This is a genomic window from Bdellovibrio sp. HCB185ZH (assembly GCF_047302455.1).
Taxonomy (GTDB): Bacteria; Bdellovibrionota; Bdellovibrionia; order Bdellovibrionales; family Bdellovibrionaceae; genus Bdellovibrio.
Genome location: NZ_CP178624.1, coordinates 1,896,441 through 1,915,842 on the forward strand (window position 1 = coordinate 1,896,441; position 19,402 = coordinate 1,915,842).

General features: G+C 45.4%; 21 protein-coding genes. 3 read left to right on the plus strand and 18 right to left on the minus strand.

Translation table 11 applies throughout. From position 1 onward, the window contains the following. Nucleotides 1–66: 66 nt before the first annotated feature. The gene (locus ACLSU7_RS09245; protein WP_413295246.1) at nt 67–867 is read left to right on the plus strand and encodes a DUF4476 domain-containing protein; all 801 of its coding nucleotides are present in this window, start codon (nt 67–69) and stop codon (nt 865–867) included. 35 nt (nt 868–902) lie between these two features. On the opposite strand, the gene ACLSU7_RS09250 is transcribed toward ACLSU7_RS09245, so the two are convergent. The 5 genes from ACLSU7_RS09250 to ACLSU7_RS09270 form a co-directional block, all read right to left on the minus strand. Beyond that, nucleotides 903–2,150 (minus strand): NAD(P)/FAD-dependent oxidoreductase, encoded by a 1,248-nt coding sequence (locus tag ACLSU7_RS09250; RefSeq protein WP_413295248.1) that lies wholly within the window; start codon nt 2,148–2,150, stop codon nt 903–905. A 122-nt stretch (nt 2,151–2,272) separates the two neighbouring features. Further along, nucleotides 2,273–3,052, minus strand: coding sequence for a S1 family serine peptidase (locus ACLSU7_RS09255; protein ID WP_413295250.1), 780 nt, complete (start codon nt 3,050–3,052; stop codon nt 2,273–2,275). Between the two features lie 130 nt (nt 3,053–3,182). Then, the gene (locus ACLSU7_RS09260; RefSeq protein ID WP_413295252.1) at nt 3,183–4,001 is read right to left on the minus strand and encodes a serine protease; all 819 of its coding nucleotides are present in this window, start codon (nt 3,999–4,001) and stop codon (nt 3,183–3,185) included. Between the two features lie 88 nt (nt 4,002–4,089). Then, the gene (locus ACLSU7_RS09265; RefSeq protein ID WP_413295254.1) at nt 4,090–4,332 is read right to left on the minus strand and encodes a hypothetical protein; all 243 of its coding nucleotides are present in this window, start codon (nt 4,330–4,332) and stop codon (nt 4,090–4,092) included. A 3-nt stretch (nt 4,333–4,335) separates the two neighbouring features. Beyond that, nucleotides 4,336–5,268, minus strand: coding sequence for a DUF2802 domain-containing protein (locus ACLSU7_RS09270; RefSeq protein WP_413295256.1), 933 nt, complete (start codon nt 5,266–5,268; stop codon nt 4,336–4,338). A 167-nt stretch (nt 5,269–5,435) separates the two neighbouring features. Here ACLSU7_RS09270 and ACLSU7_RS09275 point away from each other — a divergent pair, with 167 nt between their 5' ends. Further along, nucleotides 5,436–6,770, plus strand: a complete 1,335-nt coding sequence (locus ACLSU7_RS09275; RefSeq protein WP_413295258.1) for a hypothetical protein — start codon at nt 5,436–5,438, stop codon at nt 6,768–6,770. 53 nt (nt 6,771–6,823) lie between these two features. On the opposite strand, the gene ACLSU7_RS09280 is transcribed toward ACLSU7_RS09275, so the two are convergent. Continuing rightward, a complete protein-coding gene (locus ACLSU7_RS09280; RefSeq protein ID WP_413295260.1) occupies nt 6,824–7,195 on the minus strand; it encodes a hypothetical protein in 372 nt (123 codons plus the stop codon). 184 nt (nt 7,196–7,379) lie between these two features. Between ACLSU7_RS09280 and ACLSU7_RS09285 the strand changes: the two genes are divergently transcribed. Next, on the plus strand, nt 7,380–8,354 hold the full coding sequence (locus tag ACLSU7_RS09285; RefSeq protein WP_413295262.1) for a hypothetical protein: 975 nt from the start codon (nt 7,380–7,382) through the stop codon (nt 8,352–8,354). Here ACLSU7_RS09285 and ACLSU7_RS09290 read toward each other — a convergent pair. The 12 genes from ACLSU7_RS09290 to fliS form a co-directional block, all read right to left on the minus strand. Then, on the minus strand, nt 8,351–9,553 hold the full coding sequence (locus ACLSU7_RS09290) for a pyridoxal phosphate-dependent aminotransferase (protein ID WP_413295264.1): 1,203 nt from the start codon (nt 9,551–9,553) through the stop codon (nt 8,351–8,353). The two genes, ACLSU7_RS09285 and ACLSU7_RS09290, sit on opposite strands and share 4 nt — an antisense overlap. An 11-nt stretch (nt 9,554–9,564) precedes the next feature. Continuing rightward, complete coding sequence (coaD, locus tag ACLSU7_RS09295) at nt 9,565–10,047, minus strand: pantetheine-phosphate adenylyltransferase (protein ID WP_413295266.1); 483 nt, start codon at nt 10,045–10,047, stop codon at nt 9,565–9,567. After that, nucleotides 10,040–10,657, minus strand: a complete 618-nt coding sequence (gene rsmD, locus ACLSU7_RS09300; protein WP_413295268.1) for a 16S rRNA (guanine(966)-N(2))-methyltransferase RsmD — start codon at nt 10,655–10,657, stop codon at nt 10,040–10,042. Before rsmD ends, coaD begins: the two co-directional genes overlap by 8 nt. Next, the gene (locus tag ACLSU7_RS09305; RefSeq protein ID WP_413295270.1) at nt 10,654–11,007 is read right to left on the minus strand and encodes a response regulator; all 354 of its coding nucleotides are present in this window, start codon (nt 11,005–11,007) and stop codon (nt 10,654–10,656) included. Before ACLSU7_RS09305 ends, rsmD begins: the two co-directional genes overlap by 4 nt. An 11-nt stretch (nt 11,008–11,018) precedes the next feature. Beyond that, nucleotides 11,019–12,767: an ATP-binding protein gene (locus ACLSU7_RS09310; protein ID WP_413295272.1), complete on the minus strand. Its 1,749-nt coding sequence runs from the start codon at nt 12,765–12,767 to the stop codon at nt 11,019–11,021. 172 nt (nt 12,768–12,939) lie between these two features. Then, the gene (locus ACLSU7_RS09315) at nt 12,940–13,623 is read right to left on the minus strand and encodes a hypothetical protein (RefSeq protein ID WP_413295274.1); all 684 of its coding nucleotides are present in this window, start codon (nt 13,621–13,623) and stop codon (nt 12,940–12,942) included. Continuing rightward, nucleotides 13,610–15,070, minus strand: coding sequence for a glycosyltransferase family 9 protein (locus ACLSU7_RS09320; protein ID WP_413295276.1), 1,461 nt, complete (start codon nt 15,068–15,070; stop codon nt 13,610–13,612). The genes ACLSU7_RS09315 and ACLSU7_RS09320 overlap by 14 nt, the downstream gene beginning before the upstream one ends. 56 nt (nt 15,071–15,126) lie before the next feature. Continuing rightward, nucleotides 15,127–16,701: a glycosyltransferase family 9 protein gene (locus tag ACLSU7_RS09325; RefSeq protein ID WP_413295278.1), complete on the minus strand. Its 1,575-nt coding sequence runs from the start codon at nt 16,699–16,701 to the stop codon at nt 15,127–15,129. Between the two features lies 1 nt (nt 16,702). After that, nucleotides 16,703–17,308 (minus strand): hypothetical protein, encoded by a 606-nt coding sequence (locus ACLSU7_RS09330; protein WP_413295280.1) that lies wholly within the window; start codon nt 17,306–17,308, stop codon nt 16,703–16,705. 7 nt (nt 17,309–17,315) lie between these two features. Then, nucleotides 17,316–18,371 carry a tetratricopeptide repeat protein gene (locus ACLSU7_RS09335; protein WP_413295282.1) on the minus strand — a complete coding sequence of 352 codons (1,056 nt, stop codon included), beginning with the start codon at nt 18,369–18,371 and terminating at the stop codon, nt 17,316–17,318. A gap of 144 nt (nt 18,372–18,515) precedes the next feature. Further along, nucleotides 18,516–18,941, minus strand: coding sequence for a hypothetical protein (locus ACLSU7_RS09340; RefSeq protein ID WP_413295284.1), 426 nt, complete (start codon nt 18,939–18,941; stop codon nt 18,516–18,518). Nucleotides 18,942–18,957: 16 nt separating this feature from the next. Then, nucleotides 18,958–19,362: a flagellar export chaperone FliS gene (gene fliS / locus ACLSU7_RS09345; protein ID WP_142698901.1), complete on the minus strand. Its 405-nt coding sequence runs from the start codon at nt 19,360–19,362 to the stop codon at nt 18,958–18,960. Nucleotides 19,363–19,402 lie beyond the last annotated feature (40 nt).

Genomic DNA, 19,402 nt, shown 5'->3' on the forward strand with positions numbered 1-19,402 from the left:
GATCGGCCTTTTTTATTTGAATCGCACGATACTCCCATGCCATCCTCTGAACTTGCGGAGGTTTACATGTTTCAACTTTTGAAAGTTACTATCGCCCTGGTTTTGGCGTCTGTCGTTGTCAGCTGCGGTGGCACTTCGGATGAACACGGTGGTGGATTCACTCCTAAAAACAGACTGAAATGGTCTTCCATTCCCGCGGAATTCAACCCCCGCATTGATGATGTCCCTTTGAACACACAAGGTTTAGAAACAATCAAAATGAATATTTTTGGCTTCGCGGCTGATGTGGAAGTCGCCTACTCCGCCGACATTCCTGCGGGAGACGGCTATCTTCGCCTGTTCACGGTTTCAAAAAACGGTGGTTCCTTTGGAAGTATCGATCAACGCAATACCGGTACTATTTTAAGCCTAAACAGCTATGGTTCATACGCTTGCTCTATCAAAATCAAAAACGGCGACATCACTTCGCTGGATGGAGGCTGCTATGTGCGCATGCAAGTGTTTTTGCCTAAGGGAGCTGAGATTGAAGTTTACAATGTCGGTCAATTGATCTCGAGACGCTTTCAACCAATGTCGTTGTCCGATTTTCTAACAGCGATTGATAAAGCAAGCTTCGACAGTGATAAATTTCCATTGATCGAAGACTTTTTAAATTCTTATGTGCAAACAGGTAAAAAGCCTTCAATGAACTGCCAACAATTAGGTGGAGTCGTAAAAGATTTCATGAGAACCGAAGCGAAATTCACAGCTTTACGTAAGCTGCATTTCGCCGTCAGTGACCGCGAAAACTTAAGTGCCATGATTGACGATGTCTTTAACTATTTCGATCGTCCAAAAGCACGAACGATCGTAGGACTGCCAAATTAAGAGTAAAAAAAAGCCCGGGAGACCGGGCTTTTTTTTTAGAATCTGTTTGGAGCAAAGATTTCCAGATCGACGAATGGTGTTTTCTTTTCGATCAAGTCTGCAACCAGTAAGCCTGTGCCGGCGCCTGACTGAAGACCCAACATCTGATGGCCTACGGCCAACATCAAGTTCGGGATCTTATCGTGATAACCAATCAAAGGAACACCGTCTGGTGTACATGGACGAAGACCTGCCCACAATTCCTGAACTTCCAATTGCTCTGGAAGATACAACAACTCGGAAGCGCCACGTTTGATGTTGTTCACGCGGCGTTCAGTGACAGAAAAATCCTGATCCACAAGTTCCAAAGTACCTGCGATACGCAAACTGTTTTCACGCGGGGTGATCGCAATTTTGTTTTCGATGTACATGATTGGATACTTAGGTTGTTTTTCAAGTTTCGGTACGATCATCGCGTAGCCCTTACCGCCCAAGATTGGAATTCTTAGACGCAAAAGTTTCGCCAAATCTTTTGACCAGCTGCCAGTGGCCACAACGATTTCTTTAAATTTGAATTCACCTTGGGAAGTAAGTGCTTTCGTCACTTTACCACCAGAGATTTCAAGATCGATCAGTTCGCAATTCTCGATGATTTCGCCACCGTTTTTGCGAATCTCTTCTGCCATCGCCTGAACCACTTGGAACGGCTCTGCCATTGCTTCTTGATCGAAGTACACACCACCCAACATTGGCGGACGGAATGCAGGTTCGAAGTTCATGATCTCTTCGCCAGTCATCGCTTTACCGGTAACGCCAACGTTTTTAACGTATTCAAGTTCTTCAACCGCTGCCGCCACACCTTCTTTAGTGCGGGAAACCATCAAAAGACCTTTTTGCTCGAAACGAGTATTTGGATATTTCTCGCCCAGCTTTTTGTATTCAGTTAGGGATTTTTGCGAAAGAACAACCAAGCCTTCAACTGCACGGCGAGCTTGAGTTTCGTTCATCGCTTTCATGAAGTGGAACAACCAAGCAGCCAGATCCAACGACAAAGAGGGTTTGATATGCAATGGGCTGTTAGGATTTGCCAGCCATTTCATAGATTTCAGGAACATTCCTGGCATTGGCAATGGCATCGAAAAGCAAGGAGTCATCCAACCCGCGTTTCCGTAAGAGCAACCGCGACCGACAGTTCCTTTATCGATCACACAAACTTTGTGACCACGACGAGAAAGTTCAGCACCTACGGAAGTACCGATAATGCCGGCACCGACTATTAAAATATCGAATTCTTTGTTTTGCATAGGATAAGAAATGTGCCTTTTTTAAGGAAAAAGCAAGTCCCGCGAGACGGCGCTATTTGGCATAAAAAAACCCGTGGCTTTTTTACCACGGGCTTCGTTTAAATTGAGTTTAAAGCTCAGATTTATTCAGCGATTGTCGTGTTAATCCACTCAATTGCCGCATTGACTTTGGAATAAACGCCCGGGTAACCCGCACGAGCACAACCTTTACCCCAGCTTACTACGCCGATTAGGTAAGTGTGACCGTCGTCAGCTTTAGAAACCAATGGACCACCAGAGTCACCTTGGCAAGAATCTTTACCACCAGAAGTATAACCAGCGCAGATCATGCGATCTGTGATTTTGCCAGCGTAGGCTTTGTTACACTCAGCTTGAGTAACCAATGGCACGTCAACTTTTTGCAATTTGTCTGGAAGACCGTAGCTGCCTTCTTTAGTTGCGCCCCAACCAGCAGTTGTAGACATGATTTGCGTGCCGTCTTCTGGGATCGCGATTTCAGCTGTGTTCAAATCAACTGGAGTGTAAGCAGAGTTGCCTTCCAATTGGATCAAAGCAAAGTCCCAATCAGTTCCAGGACCTGGGTAACCCGGATTCGCCACGATTTTAACTGGTTTGAATGTTTCAACGTTTGTCGTGTCTTTTTGGCTCAAAAGACCGATTTTGATCGCTTTGATTGTAGAACCTTTCACACAGTGAGCTGCTGTCAAAACCCAGTTAGGCTTGATCAACGAACCACCACAAAAGTGGCCACCGTAGGAACCTTGAAGAGAAACGATGTATGGGAATTCGCCTGCAGCTGCTTCCTCGCCGCCCACGATTTTTGCGCCCACTTTTTGCGCCGCTGTGGAAACTGCACCTGTAAATACTAGACCTGCTACTAATAGGTAGTTCAAAACTTTCATGTCCGTGTCCTCTCTCTTTTTGAATCCTTCAAAAATAAATGTGCTTAGACATTGTTCATTGTTTTTTCAGGGGGCTCAAAGGCTAGTTCCAATTTGGGTATTTTCTATCTTTAGGTCCAGCGACACTGGACTAAGGTTTAGGCGCAGGCTCCTCTCCTGCCATAGTTTGCTTAATCCATTCGGTCACAGCATTTACTTTCGCATACACACCCGGGTAATTTGGTTCGCCACAACCCATGCCCCAGCTTACGATTCCTGCTAATAAAACTTTTTCTTCTGATTTAACAACCAGCGGGCCGCCGCTATCACCTTGGCAAGAATCTTTCCCGCCAGCTTCCAGGCCGGCGCACAACATACGATCCGTTACATCATACCCAAAGGGGGAGTAAACTTTGTTGCACGGCTCGGCGGGCGACAAAGGCACATCCACTTTATTTAAAATGTCAGGAGTTTCCCCATTTGATCGTAACGTGCCCCAACCTGCCACTGTCGACATGACTTTTGGTGCTTTAGGATCTGTTGGAATTTGAATTTCTTGCTCGTTGATTTCAACAGGAGTGATCGCGGAAGGTTCCTTCAGTTCAATCAAGGCGTAATCATAGTCGTTAGAGAAATACTTTTTTCCCGGATGAACGATGATGCGACCTGGAGCATGAACTTCGGCACCGGTTTCGTTCGTCATCTGATAAAGTCCCACGATAACCAGATCTGGAACTTTCTTTACACAATGTGCAGCTGTTAACACCCACTTTTTATCGATCAAGCTTCCGCCACAGTAAGCCCAACCTTCTTTATCCTGCAAAGACACGATCCACGGGAATTCACCGCGCTGGGCTTCCACTCCACCAACGATACCGTGATTAATTCTTACTTGAGGTTGAGGTGATGACAAAGCCTGCTGGCTTGCTATCAAAAAAATAGAAAATAAAAGTCCCTGGAACGCTCGCATATCTTTCCCCTAGCTGTGGTGATATTGAACGGTAATTACAGTCTTCCGCTGAGCCCTGAAACTCGCAAACAAGTCAGGGTCTTGGATTTCAAATTACACGTTCAAACTTTATTGTGTTGGGATCAAAAATTTGAAATTCGAGAGGATCTGCGCACTTAACCTGTACGCGAACGACTTGGCCTTTTTCCATCGGCTGACCAGAACGATTGGCGATTCTTAAAAGATTCCCATTGAAGTTACAAAGAACATCCGCACCCGATTGTTTTTCCTCAACAACCGAGTGAAGGATCTGCCCTTTGGTCAGGGAGTTCAAGAACGTGGAGTTGGCCACGGATTATTCCAGATCTTTCACAAGATCGATGCGACGGAATTCAACGGGACGGATATTGGGACCAGTTGCAGCAGTCTTAGTTGCTGTTGAAGCAGGTTTGCTCGCCGTTGGCTTTTTCTCGTTAACAACCGCGGTTGGAGTCGCTGCCATAGGTTTTTCGCCTAAGAAATTTTGCGCAATATTATGAGTGACATCAAAGATGCTTGGGGCCTTTTCAGCCGCGGCTTCTTCGTCTTCAACTTCCTGGCAAGCAGCCTTGAAAGCATCGCCCAGTTTTTTCATGGCATCGTTTTCAGTTTTCGGAACTTCAAAGACATCGCTGATATCAGAACCTGCTCTTTGCAAGGGCTGCAGGAAACTCATGTTATCAACGTCACTGAAATCCTGAGACGAGGATTCAGTAGATCCGTCAGCCTCTTCATTGGCCCATTCCGGAAGGCTTTCTTCACAGAACATAAGTTGGTCTTTATTTACTTTTGCGATGAATTCAATTTCGCCACGGGAAAGATCCACTTGCGAGGCGATTTCGTCAGCGCTCAAACCTTGATGCGCCAAACGAGCGGCTTTGACATATTTAATAGTGTTCTGGCGTTCCACAATTTCTTCATGCGGGATACGGTCTTGGAAGATCTTTGCGACTTCCATACTTTTTTGCATGCTTTGATCGATTTTCGCGATCTGTTTTTCAGAGGCTTGGATTTTGGATTGGATGTCTTTAACTTTTTGTTCCAGCAAAGCAGTTAGCTGGTTTACTTGAGTCTCCGTACGATCTGATAGATCTTCCAATACGGCGATTTTACTTTGTAGAAGTTGTAAGCCCTTGCTCAAACGAGGATCGTCCTTAGCCGGGCGATTCAATCGGACCCATACGCCAACTACGCCAGCTAAAAGAATAACGTTCACCAACAATTGAGTTAAAAACCAAAAGCTCACCATGCCTCCTGCTAAAGCGATCCCGGCAACATTCTTTTAATTCTAGTATTCCCTAGACGGTTCCCACAATGAGACGAAGGTCTGGTTTGTCTCAAACCCAGACTGGACTTGGTAAATTTTGAGACGAAGTCGCTTCCTGTGCTATTCTGGGCCAAAGGGGAAATGGAAGTATGTTTTTGTCTCTACAAAAAAAGGCCTTGTTGCCAATAGTGATGTTGGGCCTTGCGGCTTGCAGCCCGGTGCAATTCGAATCACCTTCTGTGAAAACTTCTAGCACACCTGGAGAGTCGCCAACTCCGACGACGACGCCAACGACGTCGCCTACGACTTCTCCGACAACGTCTCCAACTACAAGTCCTACGACTTCACCAACTACGTCGCCAACGACAAGTCCTACGACTTCGCCGACAACGAGCCCCACTACAAGTCCAACGACGACTCCCACGCCAACTCGTGACGTGACTTACAGTAGCACGGTAGAAGCTTCGAATAATAAATTGGACATCGTATTGGTGCTGGATGATTCCAACTCCATGCTTGCAGACAACCAAAAGTTGGCAGCAAAACTTTCAAGCTTCGTATCGACATTACAGTCGACTAAAAATCTTGATTGGCAAATGTGTGTGACGGTAACTCGCGCTCTTCCGACGGGTGCTAGCACAACTGCTTGGGGTGCTTCGGTTTACTGGCAATCAAACAGTGCTTCACCGAATACAAGTCTTGGCTTGGTTCTTAAACGTGGCACCGCGAACCTTGCAACGATCTTTGCGCAAACAATCAACTATGTGGGCGCGGGTTATGTGAATTCAAACGACGAGCGCGCGATCAAAGCGGCTTATCACCATGTTTACAATGGTGACTATCACTACTCGGGCGTAAGCGGTTGTTACCGTGCAGATGCAGCGATTGCCTACATTATTATTTCTGACGAAGACGAACGCAGTATCGGTGGCGATGCCTCTCAGCAGTATTATAAAGATGAATACTTTGCTTTGGAAAACGAAGACAAACCACAGGTGTTTGTGGATTACGTAAAATCGACATTCGGCGCTAAAAAACGTTTCACGGTAAATTCAATCATCGTTAAACCCGGCGATGCGGCTTGCATGAAAACTCAGGACGCTGCGGGCTCTAAGAGCCACTATGGTGTTCAATACGCGGCTCTTTCTGGTCTGACCGGTGGTGGTATCGGTAGTATCTGTGAAGCTGATTTCGGAACGAACATGAACTTGTTCGTCGATAAAATCGTCGATTCTTTGGGTTCTGTGAATTTGGAATGTACGCCGGTAGGTACGCCGGTGGTTAAAATCACCCCGACAATGGCGTCACTAAGCTACCGTGTTCAAGGGATGAGTATCGTGTTTGATACGCCAGTTCCGGCGGGCAGCAAAATCGATATCTCTTATAAGTGTGATGCGACTCGCTCACCAAGTTCTATCGAAGCTCCGAAAGCTGAGATGGGCTTCTTTGATAAAGTTAAAAACTTCTTCAAGAACTTGTTCTAAGAAATTTTAAAGATCAAAAACTAAAAACCCCGCCTTATCAGCGGGGTTTTCTTTTATTCGCATTTAAGTGCTTTGATTAGATCACCGGCTTCAACGTAAGCCATGTCTTCTTCACCACCAAAGAACGCGGTACTGTAAATCGCATTCACCACAAGTTTCGTCAGAACGTCTTTGTTACTGACCAAACCATCAACTGTCGTCCCTTTGATATCGTAAGCTTCGCCCTCTTGAAAAGAGATCGTCAAACCTGGAAATTGCTTACCGTACTTACTTAGATCGCGAGGATTCATAGAATAAAGAACGCCGACAGAATCATCTTTTTGAATGATTTTAAGGTTCATGCGCTCCGTTACTGCGACACACTTTGTCGCTGCAGAAGCTGCTGTGGAAGCCAAAAGAACTAAACCAAGTGCCAACGTTTTCATCGAATTCTCCTTTAAAAATCCGAAGTTAGCGTCCTTGGGTTTCATCATCAAGTGAACAGCTCGCAATGTAGAAATTTCACGGTACATTAAGTTTAGATTAATTCTCAGTTTAACCGAATCCGGCATAGACAAAGCTCTAAAGCTTTGGGATACGTCACGAACTTTAAAGCAGGGGAATATTTACATGAGAATTTGGGGCTTCTTAGTAATTGCGATCTGTGCACTACAGGTTCATGCAGCTGATGATTGTTCAACCGTTGATGTGCGCGACAGTCTTCCTGCGGATGTAAAGACGTTCATGACGACACCTTCTGATCAAGGTGATATCGGTTGGTGCTATGGTTACACGGCCGCTGATATCGTCAGCCAAGCAGTGGGCACTCCTATTTCTGCACTTCACTTATCAGCATACTATTCCAGCCAAGTAACTTTGCTTGGAAAAATCGGTCGTGGTGTTGTGAACAAAACCACGACTCCTGAAGGCGGCATGGTCAGCATCGCCGTTAAGAAAATGAATGAATTGGGCCATGTCTGCAGAGAAAGCGACATCCCGTCTCAAGGAACCAAAGAAGTTCACATCACTTCCAGAACCACAGTTCACAATGGCATGGCTTATTTGATGAACCGTATGAAGGATATCCGCAAAGGAACTTGCACGGAACTTTGCCAAAAGTCCTTTGAACAACTGGTGGAGGGTTTCTTTCCCGCGACTCCTCCTGCGACAATCAAAAAATATCTTTTGAACAATCGCAGTGTGAGCCTTGAAGATGTGGTGTTTTATTTCCTGGATAGCTCTTGCCGTTCTAAATCTATCGCGATTCGCGATGACCTTGATTATAAAAGCTGGGGCAAAAAAACTCACCCGTTTGAATCTATCAACGATCAAATTGATTGGTTGTTAAACCGTCGCAAACTGATTTCATTGGAATACGACGCTTCTGAAATCACAGATGTGGGCGGAATCTTTGGTGCGGGTCATGCATCCACGATCGTGGGTCGCAAAAAAGTCGGCGCAGGTTGCTACTACATGGTTCGTAACTCTTGGGGCACTTCTTGTGACTACCGTAAAGGTATCATTTGCTTGAAAGATCAGGGTTCTTACCTGGTTCATGAAAACACCATGAAAAGCATGGCTAAAAAACTGGTTTGGATCGACTAAACCAGTTTTCCGACAAATTCCTTCATACGAATTACAGCGCGCTTCATTGTTTCCTCTGACACTGCAAAGCTTAAGCGCATGAATCCATCAAGGCCACACTCCACTCCGGGAACCGTGGCCACAAAGAATTTTTCCAATAAAATATCGCAGAAGTCTTTGGATGTACGGATCAATTGACCGTCATGGGTCTTACCAATGTGCGCCTTGATATCCACCCAAAAATAGAAAGCGCCGTCTGGCTCAGCGACTTTAAAGCCGTGAACCGAACGAAGCTCTGACAATCCAGAATTCTTGCGTGCTGTTAGCTTCGTAACCACTTGTTCGATGTCAGGCTCACACTGATCAATGGCCTTCATGGCAGCGTGCTGAGAGATGCTGGAAGGAGAACCCGTTGCCTGGCTTTGATAATCGGCCATGGCAGTGATTAATTTTTCTGGGCCTGCTGCCCAACCAATTCTCCAGCCCGTCATTGAATAGGCTTTGGAGCCCCCATTCACGGCCACTGTGCGATCTTTTAAATCGGGAGCGACTTGCAGAATATGTGGCGCCACTTTACCGCCATCAAAAACCAAGCGGTTGTACATATCATCAGAGATGATCGCGACTTGTGGATGCTTTCTTAAAACATCGGCAAGGGCTTTTAGTTCCTCGGCCGTATAAAGCAAGCTCGTGGGGTTGCTTGGAGAGCAGAAAAGTAAAGCTTTGGTTTTTGCATTGATCGCGTTTTCCAATTGCTCGGGAGTGATTTTATAATTTTCGCGCTCGCCGCATTCGATAATACGAGGCACACCATCAGCAAGTTCCACCATCATCGGATAGCTCACCCAATAAGGTGCACCGATAATAACTTCATCTCCTGGAGAGCAAAGCATCTGCAAAGCTGCAAAGATAATGAACTTCGCACCCGAAGCCACAGTGATTTCTTTGGTAGAGTACGCTTGATCAATTTCGAATTTAATTTTTTTGGCAATCGTCTGGCGCAACTCTACGGTGCCGTTGGCCGGAGTGTATTTGGTGATGTTTTTTTCAATCGCCTCGATACCGGCTTTGCTGGGAACTTCAAAGGTCGGCCAATCGGGCTCCCCCACTGTCAAAGAGATCACATCGTGTCCCTGAGCTGCGAGTTCCTTGGCCTTAGCGACTAGGAACAACGTTGGGGAAGTCTTTAGATTTTGGGCGCGCTTTGAAAGTTGCAACATGCGAAAATGTCCTACTTTTTAAGTTTTTTAGTGATCGCCTCTTTAACTACGTCAGGGACAAAGCCAGTCAGATCGCCGCCGTTGACTGCGAGCTCTTTCACACCTCTGGAAGAGATGTAATAGCACTCGGGGCTTGCGAACATTAAAAGTGTTTCGATTTCTGGTGCGATTTTTTTATTAATCTGCGCCATGGTTAACTCATACTCGAAATCCACAACGGCGCGCAGACCACGAATGATGACCTGGGCTTTGTGTTTTTTCATATAATCAACAGTCAGGCCTTCAAAAAAATCGACTTTTACATTCTTTAAATTCGACAATGATTTTTCAATCAGGGTCTTACGCTCTTCCGCCGTGAACATCGATTGTTTTTGCGCGGATTGGGCTACCAAAATCACCACTTCAGAATACAAAGGCGCTACGCGATTGATAATATCCACGTGACCCATCGTGATGGGATCAAAGCTTCCGGGATAAACTGCGATTCTATTCATCGTGGGATTCCTCTTCCTGCGTATCTTCCGAAGTATCTTTGGAAGCTTCCTCTTCCAGAGCACTTTCATGACAGAACATGCTTAGGATTTTGTCGCCGTAGTCCTTCTTGCTGTAACGTACCAGTGAACCGTAACGATCTTCCATACGCTCTTTGCGTTGCGATTCAATAGCCATGATCGTATGGTTACCAAACGCCGCACTGGTGCTTGCCGCTTCCACAACGAAATGAGCCATCTTTTCTGTGAATGGAGGATCTGCAAAAATAATATCAAAAGGTTCGCCGGTATACGATTTGAAAAACGCCAACACGTCCATATTGATAACTTTGTAACTGCTGGCTGGGACTTTCAGCTTTTCAAAATTCTGGCGAGTGATCGCCAAGGACTTGGGATTCTTTTCCACAAAAGTGCAGAATCGTGCGTCGCGGGACAAAGCTTCGATGCCCAAATTTCCTGTGCCGCAAAACAAATCTGCGACATTAGCGCCTTCCAGTTGGAACTGCAGTTTATTAAAAAGTGTTTCTTTCACGCGATCCGTGGTGGGACGGATATGGTCCGCCGAAAAAGCCACCAACTGATGACCGCGATATTTTCCTGCAATAATTCTCATGACAACAAATCCTCGGCCATTTTCACAACAGCAAAAATATCTTCAAAAGGTTTCGGCACAAACATTTCAGCTCCCATTTGCAAAGCTGTTTCCATGTTATGTTCTCCGGCAAAGGCAGACATCAAAATCACCTTGCCTGAACGGTTCGTGCCGATTTCCTTAAGAACTTCCGGTCCGGTAAGACCAGGCATCAGTACATCTAGAAATACAAGATCGGGAGTAGACTTCTTCCACTGCTCCAGGCCTTCATTGCCATTTTCAGCTTCAATGACTTCATGTCCTTTCGCACGAAAAGCGCGGGACAACGAACGGCGGACTAAAGCTTCATCATCAACAATCAGTACCTTCACAAACAAAATCCTTACTTACACGGCAAAGTAATCACAAAACGTGCGCCATTCGGCTGCACGGAATTTAACGTGATACTGCCTCCAAATTTCTCGATGACCGACTTAGACATACTTAACCCAAGACCGGTTCCATGTCCTTCTTTTTTTGTCGTGAAGAACGGTTCAAAAATGCGCTTCTGAATATCCTCTGCCACCCCTGGCCCCGTGTCCTCAATTTCCAATACGACCTGATTTCCAGAGTGATAGGAATTGATTTTAAGACGTCCCGGATCCTTCATCGCCTGACACGCATTATTAACCAGATTGAAAACTACCTGTTGAATCAAGTGTGGCTCAACGTGCACAGTTTTATCCACAGTTTGCAGGGTGACTTCCAGGCGATGGGTGCGCAGCGCGGATTTCAACATGGGCAGGGTTCTTTCGACGATTTCGTCGATTGAAATATCCTCTGCGGGTTGATCCTCGCCTTTTGAAAAATCCAAAAGATTTTTAATAATACGCTGCGAACGCGCCGCTGCTTTTTCGATTTCGACCAAGTCAGAATACAGATTCGTTTTCTTATCAGCTTCTTGCAACAAAACCTGAGTCAATGACCGCAAGCCTGTCAGGGGATTATTCAGCTCGTGAGCAATGTTACCCGCCAGCATCCCGATGGCTCCCATTTTTTCATTCTGCAACATGCGCAAATAAAGTTCGCGGGACTGGGTGATGTCGACATATTGATTTACAACATTTGTGGCTTTGCCACCGTTATCTAGAACCACCGGATAGCTATGAACCTGATAGATCCGCGTATCCACTTGAATCTGTCCCACATGTGATTGTCCATCAGCCAACGCCTGAGCTGCCGGAGAACCTTCGATGGCCTGGCGCTTATCAGGAAATCTGTCGGCGAATTTTTTATTGGCACGAATCACACTGTGATCCATATCCATGATGGCAATAGGATCTCTCATCCCGTCGAAAGTTTTTTCCCAACGATACGAAAAGGCCGAAAGCTGACTGTCCAATAAAACACGATCCAATGTCATCCCTAATGGGCGCATCCGATCTGTCATGAATTCCACAAACGGCGGCATCTCTTTATCGTTCAAAGAGTTTTCAACACAGAGAATCGCCTCGCCGTTTCCACCCATCAGATGATTGGTCAAACGCAGCTCCAGTGGAACGACGTAGGTTTTTGCAAAGGGACGACCAAAATGATTTGCCAGGTGGCGAATCAAATCTGCGGAAGGCACCTGCGCATTTTTTGGAAATTCAAAATGAGTCGAGGACTCGGATTGAGTCATCGTTCCTAATTGAAAACTGATAAAATGCGTCTTTGCGTTGTCGGTGCGATAGACAAGAATCGGATCACCGATTTTATGAAATTTGCGAAGCTCTTTACGAATAATTCCTAAGACGTCTTCAAAAGAATTTTGATTCGCGAGGTCTTTAATCAAACGGACAAGATTGCGTTCGCGATTTAACTTATCGCTTTCCTCTTTATGGGACATTTCGATAAATTGAGTGCGCTCGTCAACCAAGCCTTCCAAGGAATGTGTCAGGGCTTCCAACTCTTTATTTTGCGACGAGGATTCTCGCAACAAAAGAGATCGCGAGAGATAGGTGGAGTGTTTTTCCAGGGCGTCTTCAAGCTGTTGCCAGATTTCTCTTTCCGCCAAAGGCCAGCGGATAAATCTGTAGACTTGGGCCTGATTGATTCCCAGACGAACCTTTTCCTCATTGAGTTCATTGGAAATATAGAAACGAGGAGCCATGGGTTGGAGGTGCCGAGCCTGAACCAGGAGTTCAAACGCTTCGGGTCCCCCTTCATCCTGGACTAAGATCGAGGAAAATTTCTGATTTTGCAAAAGCGAACGGGCTTCCTGAAAAGAAGCCCGTAAGACGATCTCGACTTCCCGTTTTTGAAACGGAAAGAATTGCGGCAGCCTAATTGGCGATACGTTTCCAACCCACAGGATTGGATCTATCTTGTTCGGATTTGAAATTTGATCCGTTGATGTCCCCATTGAGCGCCTTCTCCAAGTACTGCAAGTGTTCTTTCCACATTTGCAGTACATTGTTTAAATCATACTCCAGGACATCCGCTAAAAGAACAAAATCCTTATTTTCCATCGCACCAAGTGCTTCGGTAACGGTCTTTTTACTTTGCTCTTCTGCGACAGCCCAGTTAACTGGACTTGCCACGAGGTAACGGTCCCCCACCAACACTTTCAAAGACATCACGCTATCGATCAAATATTCACAATTTGATACCAGGTCATGAATTGGTTTTAGCAAACCACTCAAACCCTGAGCACGCATGCGCTTGGAAAGGTTTTCGGTTTTACCCATAAGCTCGGGAAGGGAATCAATCCATGCACGTAAAACATCAAGAACCAGGTCGTTGCTGTTTTCGGTCATGTACTCAAGCGTTTCCACGTCATTGAGGGAAACCGAACCAAAACGTTTTTCGTCCGACTCTTTGATTTCCATGCCATTAACGATAAATCTGCACACGACGGCATTGGTATCGCGAAGGTCATTTTCAATGTCTTCGAAAACTTTGGAAAGATTTGTTTCTGCTTGATAGAAGTTGCGGAGCTCTTCGCCCGTTACTTTATAGCGTTCCATCTTTGGCCTCCACTGTCGTGATTTTTTCATCACGAGGAACATAAACACGAAGATGGCGTTTAAAACGCTCATGAACACTCAAAGTTGCCGCTACGATCTCCTCTTGCGTGCCTGGAGCGACGCGGATTTTCTCCGCATGGTACCAGTCAATCATAGGACGCAACTCAGGTACAATCCGGCTAATCGATTTTATCACGTCTTCGCCGCCGTCAATAAATGGAGCTACCGCCTCCACACCTTTTTCATGGATCAAGGCAAACTGGCTCATCATAAAATCATTGATTTCATCCAATTTCATCGCGCCTTCAATGATTTCAATACGTTCTGCGACTGGGAACTGACCGCCTAGGTATAAAGCTTGAACCAAATTCCAAGCGAACTCTTTCTCTGCGGATTCAACTTTAGAGTAACTGGAAAGCCCACTTGTGCGCATGATCAACTCTGGATCTGCATGACCTTCCAAAAGCTGGGCGACGATTTCCCCGATACGCTCAGGAACAACTTCCTGACCTTCTTCGATGCGGTAAATAAGACCCAAAGTCGCCTTCGGACCCGTTTCCCAGAAATTTACGTTTCCAATACTGATGTTCAAAGTCGGTGTATCAGTCAACGAAGCTATATGAATCGGTGCACTGTCGCAACCGATCAGCAGTTCCGAACGTTTCAAGACCGTGAACAATTCATTCATGCGTGTTTTGCCAACCAAATTGATGATCGTCACGTTTGGAGCCGCTGCAATGATTTCATTCGCGATCTCGGCTTCATTCGGAGCACCAATCAATACAATCGGCATTCCGGGATAGCGACGATCAAAATAATCAAGCGCTCGTCCCCAGGCATCCGCCGTCAGGGCTTTATGTTTTTCACTCGCACCAACATGCACAGTTAAATACAACTGAGGAAGTTCGAAACTCAATTCAGGCAACTCTGGAGCGGCCCAATCTTGCTCAATGTATTCGGTACCGATCATGGATGCGAAGATATCAGCGACATGCACGCGATTCGGTTTATTGATACCAACCTGGGCATAGAAATAAGCACTGACTTCATCTGCGGCACAGAAAAAGCCATCTTTGAAACGCGTATAACCCAATACCGAAGTGTGCGGCATTGTAAGGGCATGAGTTAAATAGCTCGAAAATGGGGAAAACGTCAGATTGATGATCTGATCATAGTTTTCAGCACGCACAGTTTCGACGAATTCTTCCATGCGATTCAAAGATTCTTCCAAGTTTGCATTTTCATTCACCAGAGGCGTTAGAATTTGACCACTTGGCAGCGTCAGATGTTTATCGATCGCTGTTAAACCCTCAACCGCACCTTCAAAGCGTGGACGAGTTAAAAAATGAATCTCGGCATCAGGATACAGGCGGCGAACCGCGCGCACCGCTGGCCAAGACATATAGATATCACCTAATCTAGCGAGTTGCTGAATGAGAATTTTCATCTTTAATCTGTTCCTTCGCTAGTTCTGCAACAAGTTTGATAGTTTCTGCTTCTTGATTATATGGCTGCGTCTTCACGACCTCTTTGTAAGCTTCTTCCAGCCTCTTCAAAGCCATCGATAGATAATTGTCCAATTCCTGCTGCATAATAGGCCCCTTCCTTGAGAACTATTTCTAAAGAGTGAATGAACTGACCTCGCGACTGCAAAAGTTCGCGAACTTCCGCAAGAGCTGCCTGCATTTTCTCGTGAAATTGCAACGTGCTGGAAAAGCGAGTCATCAGATTTTCAACGATGGACTGGAAATACCCAGCCGCATCTTTTTTTGATTTAATAATTTCTTGAGCTGTCAGAATGAATTCGCCAATATCCTGACTTTTTAATTGAGTTTTAGTGGCGATCTCTTTGCGTGTTGGAAATGACGATTCCAAAGCATGCAACCAATTGTCATACTCAGTTTGCAACTGACGAGCCTCCGCCAGCACTTGACGAAGATTTTCTTTGGAGAATGATTCTGAGAACTGCAAAGCTGTGCTCGCGTAACTCAGAACATGTGATTGGGAACCGCCATCAAGTTGTAAAGACCAAGCCGTTCTTTCGACATCGCGGATCGACACTGTTGAAACGGAAGCCCTTTTACTCAGTTTATCCCAAATCGCGGCAAATACCTGATCCACCGTGATCTGTTCCGCACAAATTTGCGCTTTTTGAGAACAAGCTTGAGAATGCGAGCACGGAGCACAAGGCACCCGTGCATTAATAATTTCCGTCATCAGGGAGTAAGCTGCCGTTTTTGTCCAATCGCTGCTACCCAAAACCATTTCAACAGTTGGCACACCCAATTGCGCGGCCAAGTGTTTGATGCTGGTATCCCCGGTAACCAAAAGACAGGACTGTTTCAACAATTCCTGGGCACCCAGTAAATCGCAAGCAATCAGGTCCACATCGGAAAAATGTGATTTCAGAGATTCTTTTTCAAAGGGAGCACAAAGAACCTTCACTTTATAGTCTACCAGTGAAGATTCGATGGTCTCTTTAAGTTTTTTAAAGTTGTTCAAGCCCCAGTTCTTTTTCGTATCACTTGTCAGACACTGAAACAGAACAAGTTTTGATTTCGTCGCTGGCATCGCCGCCGCCTTTTGCACCGGAAGATCAAAAGATTTTCCCAAAAGCTCCACATAGTGGAATAGCGATGCCTGGATCCCAGAAAAGCGATCATTGAAATAACGAAGCCAAGGATTTTCCAATCCTTGGAATTTGCCTTCAGAATGATGAAGGCCTTTTTTCATCGGTACTTGCAAGGCTCCCAACAAATAAGCGCTGAGCTTATTATGGGTAAAATTTAAAACCTGCTGATAGTTTTCTCTGTTTAAGGTCTGCACCAACTGTTCAATTTGTTGATGGGACCACAAGATATTGAAAGACGCCTCGCCCAAGCCCCGTTGCAAAAGGTCCCGGTCAAAATAGTGATACTTATCAACCAAACCCGTCAGCAATCCTTCAACATGAGAGAACTGACGATTGATTAACAAATGGATTTGCGCTTGAGGATTCTTTTCACGCAGAGCCTTTAACAAAGGTTGCTGTTGAATAATATCTCCCAAGCGTAAAAGCGAGACGACCAGTATCTTCATTCTATTTTACCAATTCTCCCAGCATACGGAAGATCTGCTTCTTTTCCTCTGCTACCTGGGAACCCTCTACTACCGGCAAGATGTCCTTGATCGAAAGCAGAGTTGTGTTTTGGAAGTACAAAGACTTCATATTCATTTGCAAATCTTGCAGGTGGTATTTCACGGCCTCAACCGAACGACCCGTCAAGTGACCAAAAAACTCAGAGAACAGATCCATCTGCTCGCCCCAAGCTTCTCTGAAAGATACAACGTAAGCACGAGTCGCCACCACGTCCGCATAAATATCGTTTTTCATCAAATCCTGAACATTATCTGCGATCACGATTTGCACGCGGTCTGCCAGCTCGGGAAATTGAGATCTGAAAACTGGAATCAAAGAATCACGGGAATCAACCACAGTGATTTGAATGTCCTGATCCAAGTCTGCCAATGCTTCGATATGAAAGCCTGAACCCAAACCAATAACCACAACATGAGAAGAAGGAATTGGACCCAAAGAATAAGTCCATTTCAAAGCTTCCTCGCGAGGCTGCGTGATGTTGGCAAGCGGTGTACCTGCCTCAAAAGAAATAAGAGACGACTCATGGTTTTCAGAGAAAGTAATCATGGACATTTTATGCTGCCTTTACTGAGGGTGTGATTTTCTTTTTAAGATTTCTGACTTCACGGTGATCTGGGTTCCACAAAAGAACACGCTCGATCTCAAGCAATGCTTGATCCATTTGGCTTGCGGTACAGAACAAGTTGATTAAAACCAAAGACATGTCTTCGTCTTGCTCGACATGGGCCAAGTATTCTTCTAAAGCCTCGATCGCTTTTTGTAACTGGCGATCGCGCAATCCCCAGTTAGCAGCCAAGTGAACCGCCGTGCGATTTTTCTTGTTGATATCCAAAGCGGCGTCAATATTTGCCCAAGCAAGTTCCGTATCACCGAACTGGTGATGAACCATCGCCAAGCCCACCCACGCTTTGTCATTTTGAGGATTGATTTCAACGGCTTTACGGAAGCAGTACAGCGATTTATCAAAATCCCCGCGTTGAACTTCTAAAGTACCAAAGTTCACTAACAACACATCTGATGTGGTATTAATAGTATAAGCTTTGTTGTAGTATTCCTCTGCGCCGTCAAAGTCACCCTGACGAACGTAGATATTACCCATATTTTTATAAACTTCGAAAAGCTGATCGTCTTCTTCCGTCAATACGGACAAAGCTTCAAAGTATTTTTCCAAAGCTTGTTCATCACGACCCATTCTGTAAAGAGCGTGAGCCAACCAAGCCAGGCTTTCAAAGCCATAGTCCACTTTGTTCCACGCATTCAAAGCCACCAAGGCTTCATCATGCTTACCGATTTTTTCCAGGCAACGGGACAACATGCTCAATGTCGCAGAATTTTTTGAATCAATGTTACACGCTTGGCGCAACAGATTCAGAGCCAGGTTGTACTCACCATGTTTGCTAAGTACGTCTGCATTTTGCAGATACTTGGAAACACGAGGGTCGGTATTCGTTTGTGGTTTGTTATTTGTGGTTTCTGATTCAAAGTCAGCGAGTGCTTGTACAGAATCGAAATAGACTCTTCCGGAACTTTCCTGAAAGTTCTCAACTGAAGTATTCACTTCGGTGTTTTCACTGGACTTTTGAACGAACTGATTTGCCAACATCTGCATGGATCTCCTCCGAAGAAACAGAAGAGCAACACAGATGCCAAGGCTAAAGATGCGGTTATTTCAAGTTGAGGCAAGTTCAGCTCAGGAGTTTGACTCCCAGACCGTACTTGCCGTCAGCTTTTTGTCGGGAAAAAATTGCCGGGTCTAGGCTTCTTCATCCAAACGCTGGGTGAAGATCTTGGATTTATAGCCACCAATTGCTTTACGGTTGCGACGAACATCCTGCAACTCGCGGATGATGGAATTTTTTGCCATCTCGATGCAAGCCAAAACCTGGATGTCTTGTTCAATGATACGGGCGACGTATTCATCTTTAATCGTCAAAGCTTCTTTGATCTGCTGGCGATCCGTCTGTGCCATAACAGTATCTGCGCTCATTTCGCTCTGAGCTCTGTCAATTTGCGAGTCTACATACTTAAGAACATCCAGAATTTTCTCACGCGTTTGATAAAAGCTCTGCAAGTTGTCGAACAAACCTTGCGCGAAGTTCGCAAGCTCCACCTCGTTCAATGAATAGAACTTTTCGAGGTAATGATTTTTTTCGTTCAACAGGCTGATGATTCTGGTCACGTTACCCTCCATGGTATTAACCCGCTTTCTTTCCGTCGTCTGATTCTTTTTTTAGTTTTTCTACCGCTTGCACCCAGCCATCATACAAAGTATTCAGCAACTTCAAGTTTGCATGAAGTGGTGCTGCGTCTCCGCTGATGTTTGCTTTGGTGTATTGTTCCATCATGAACATATAAAGTTGTTCCAGCTGGTTTGCCACGTCGCCGCCAACTTTATGATCAAGAGTGTTGTTCAATTCCATGATGATATCGAAGGCTCTGCCGATATTCTGCCCACGATCCGCGATCTTTTTTTCTTCAATGGCTTTAACAGCAAGTTTAGTAAACTTGATAGCACCTTCATAAAGCATCAAAAGGATTTTTTCCTTGCTGGCACTTTGCACTGAGGTCTGTTTGTATTTCTGATACGCGTTCTTGTTCATCGTTTCCTCTTTAGTTCCTGACCGTTCAACGTTACCTAAC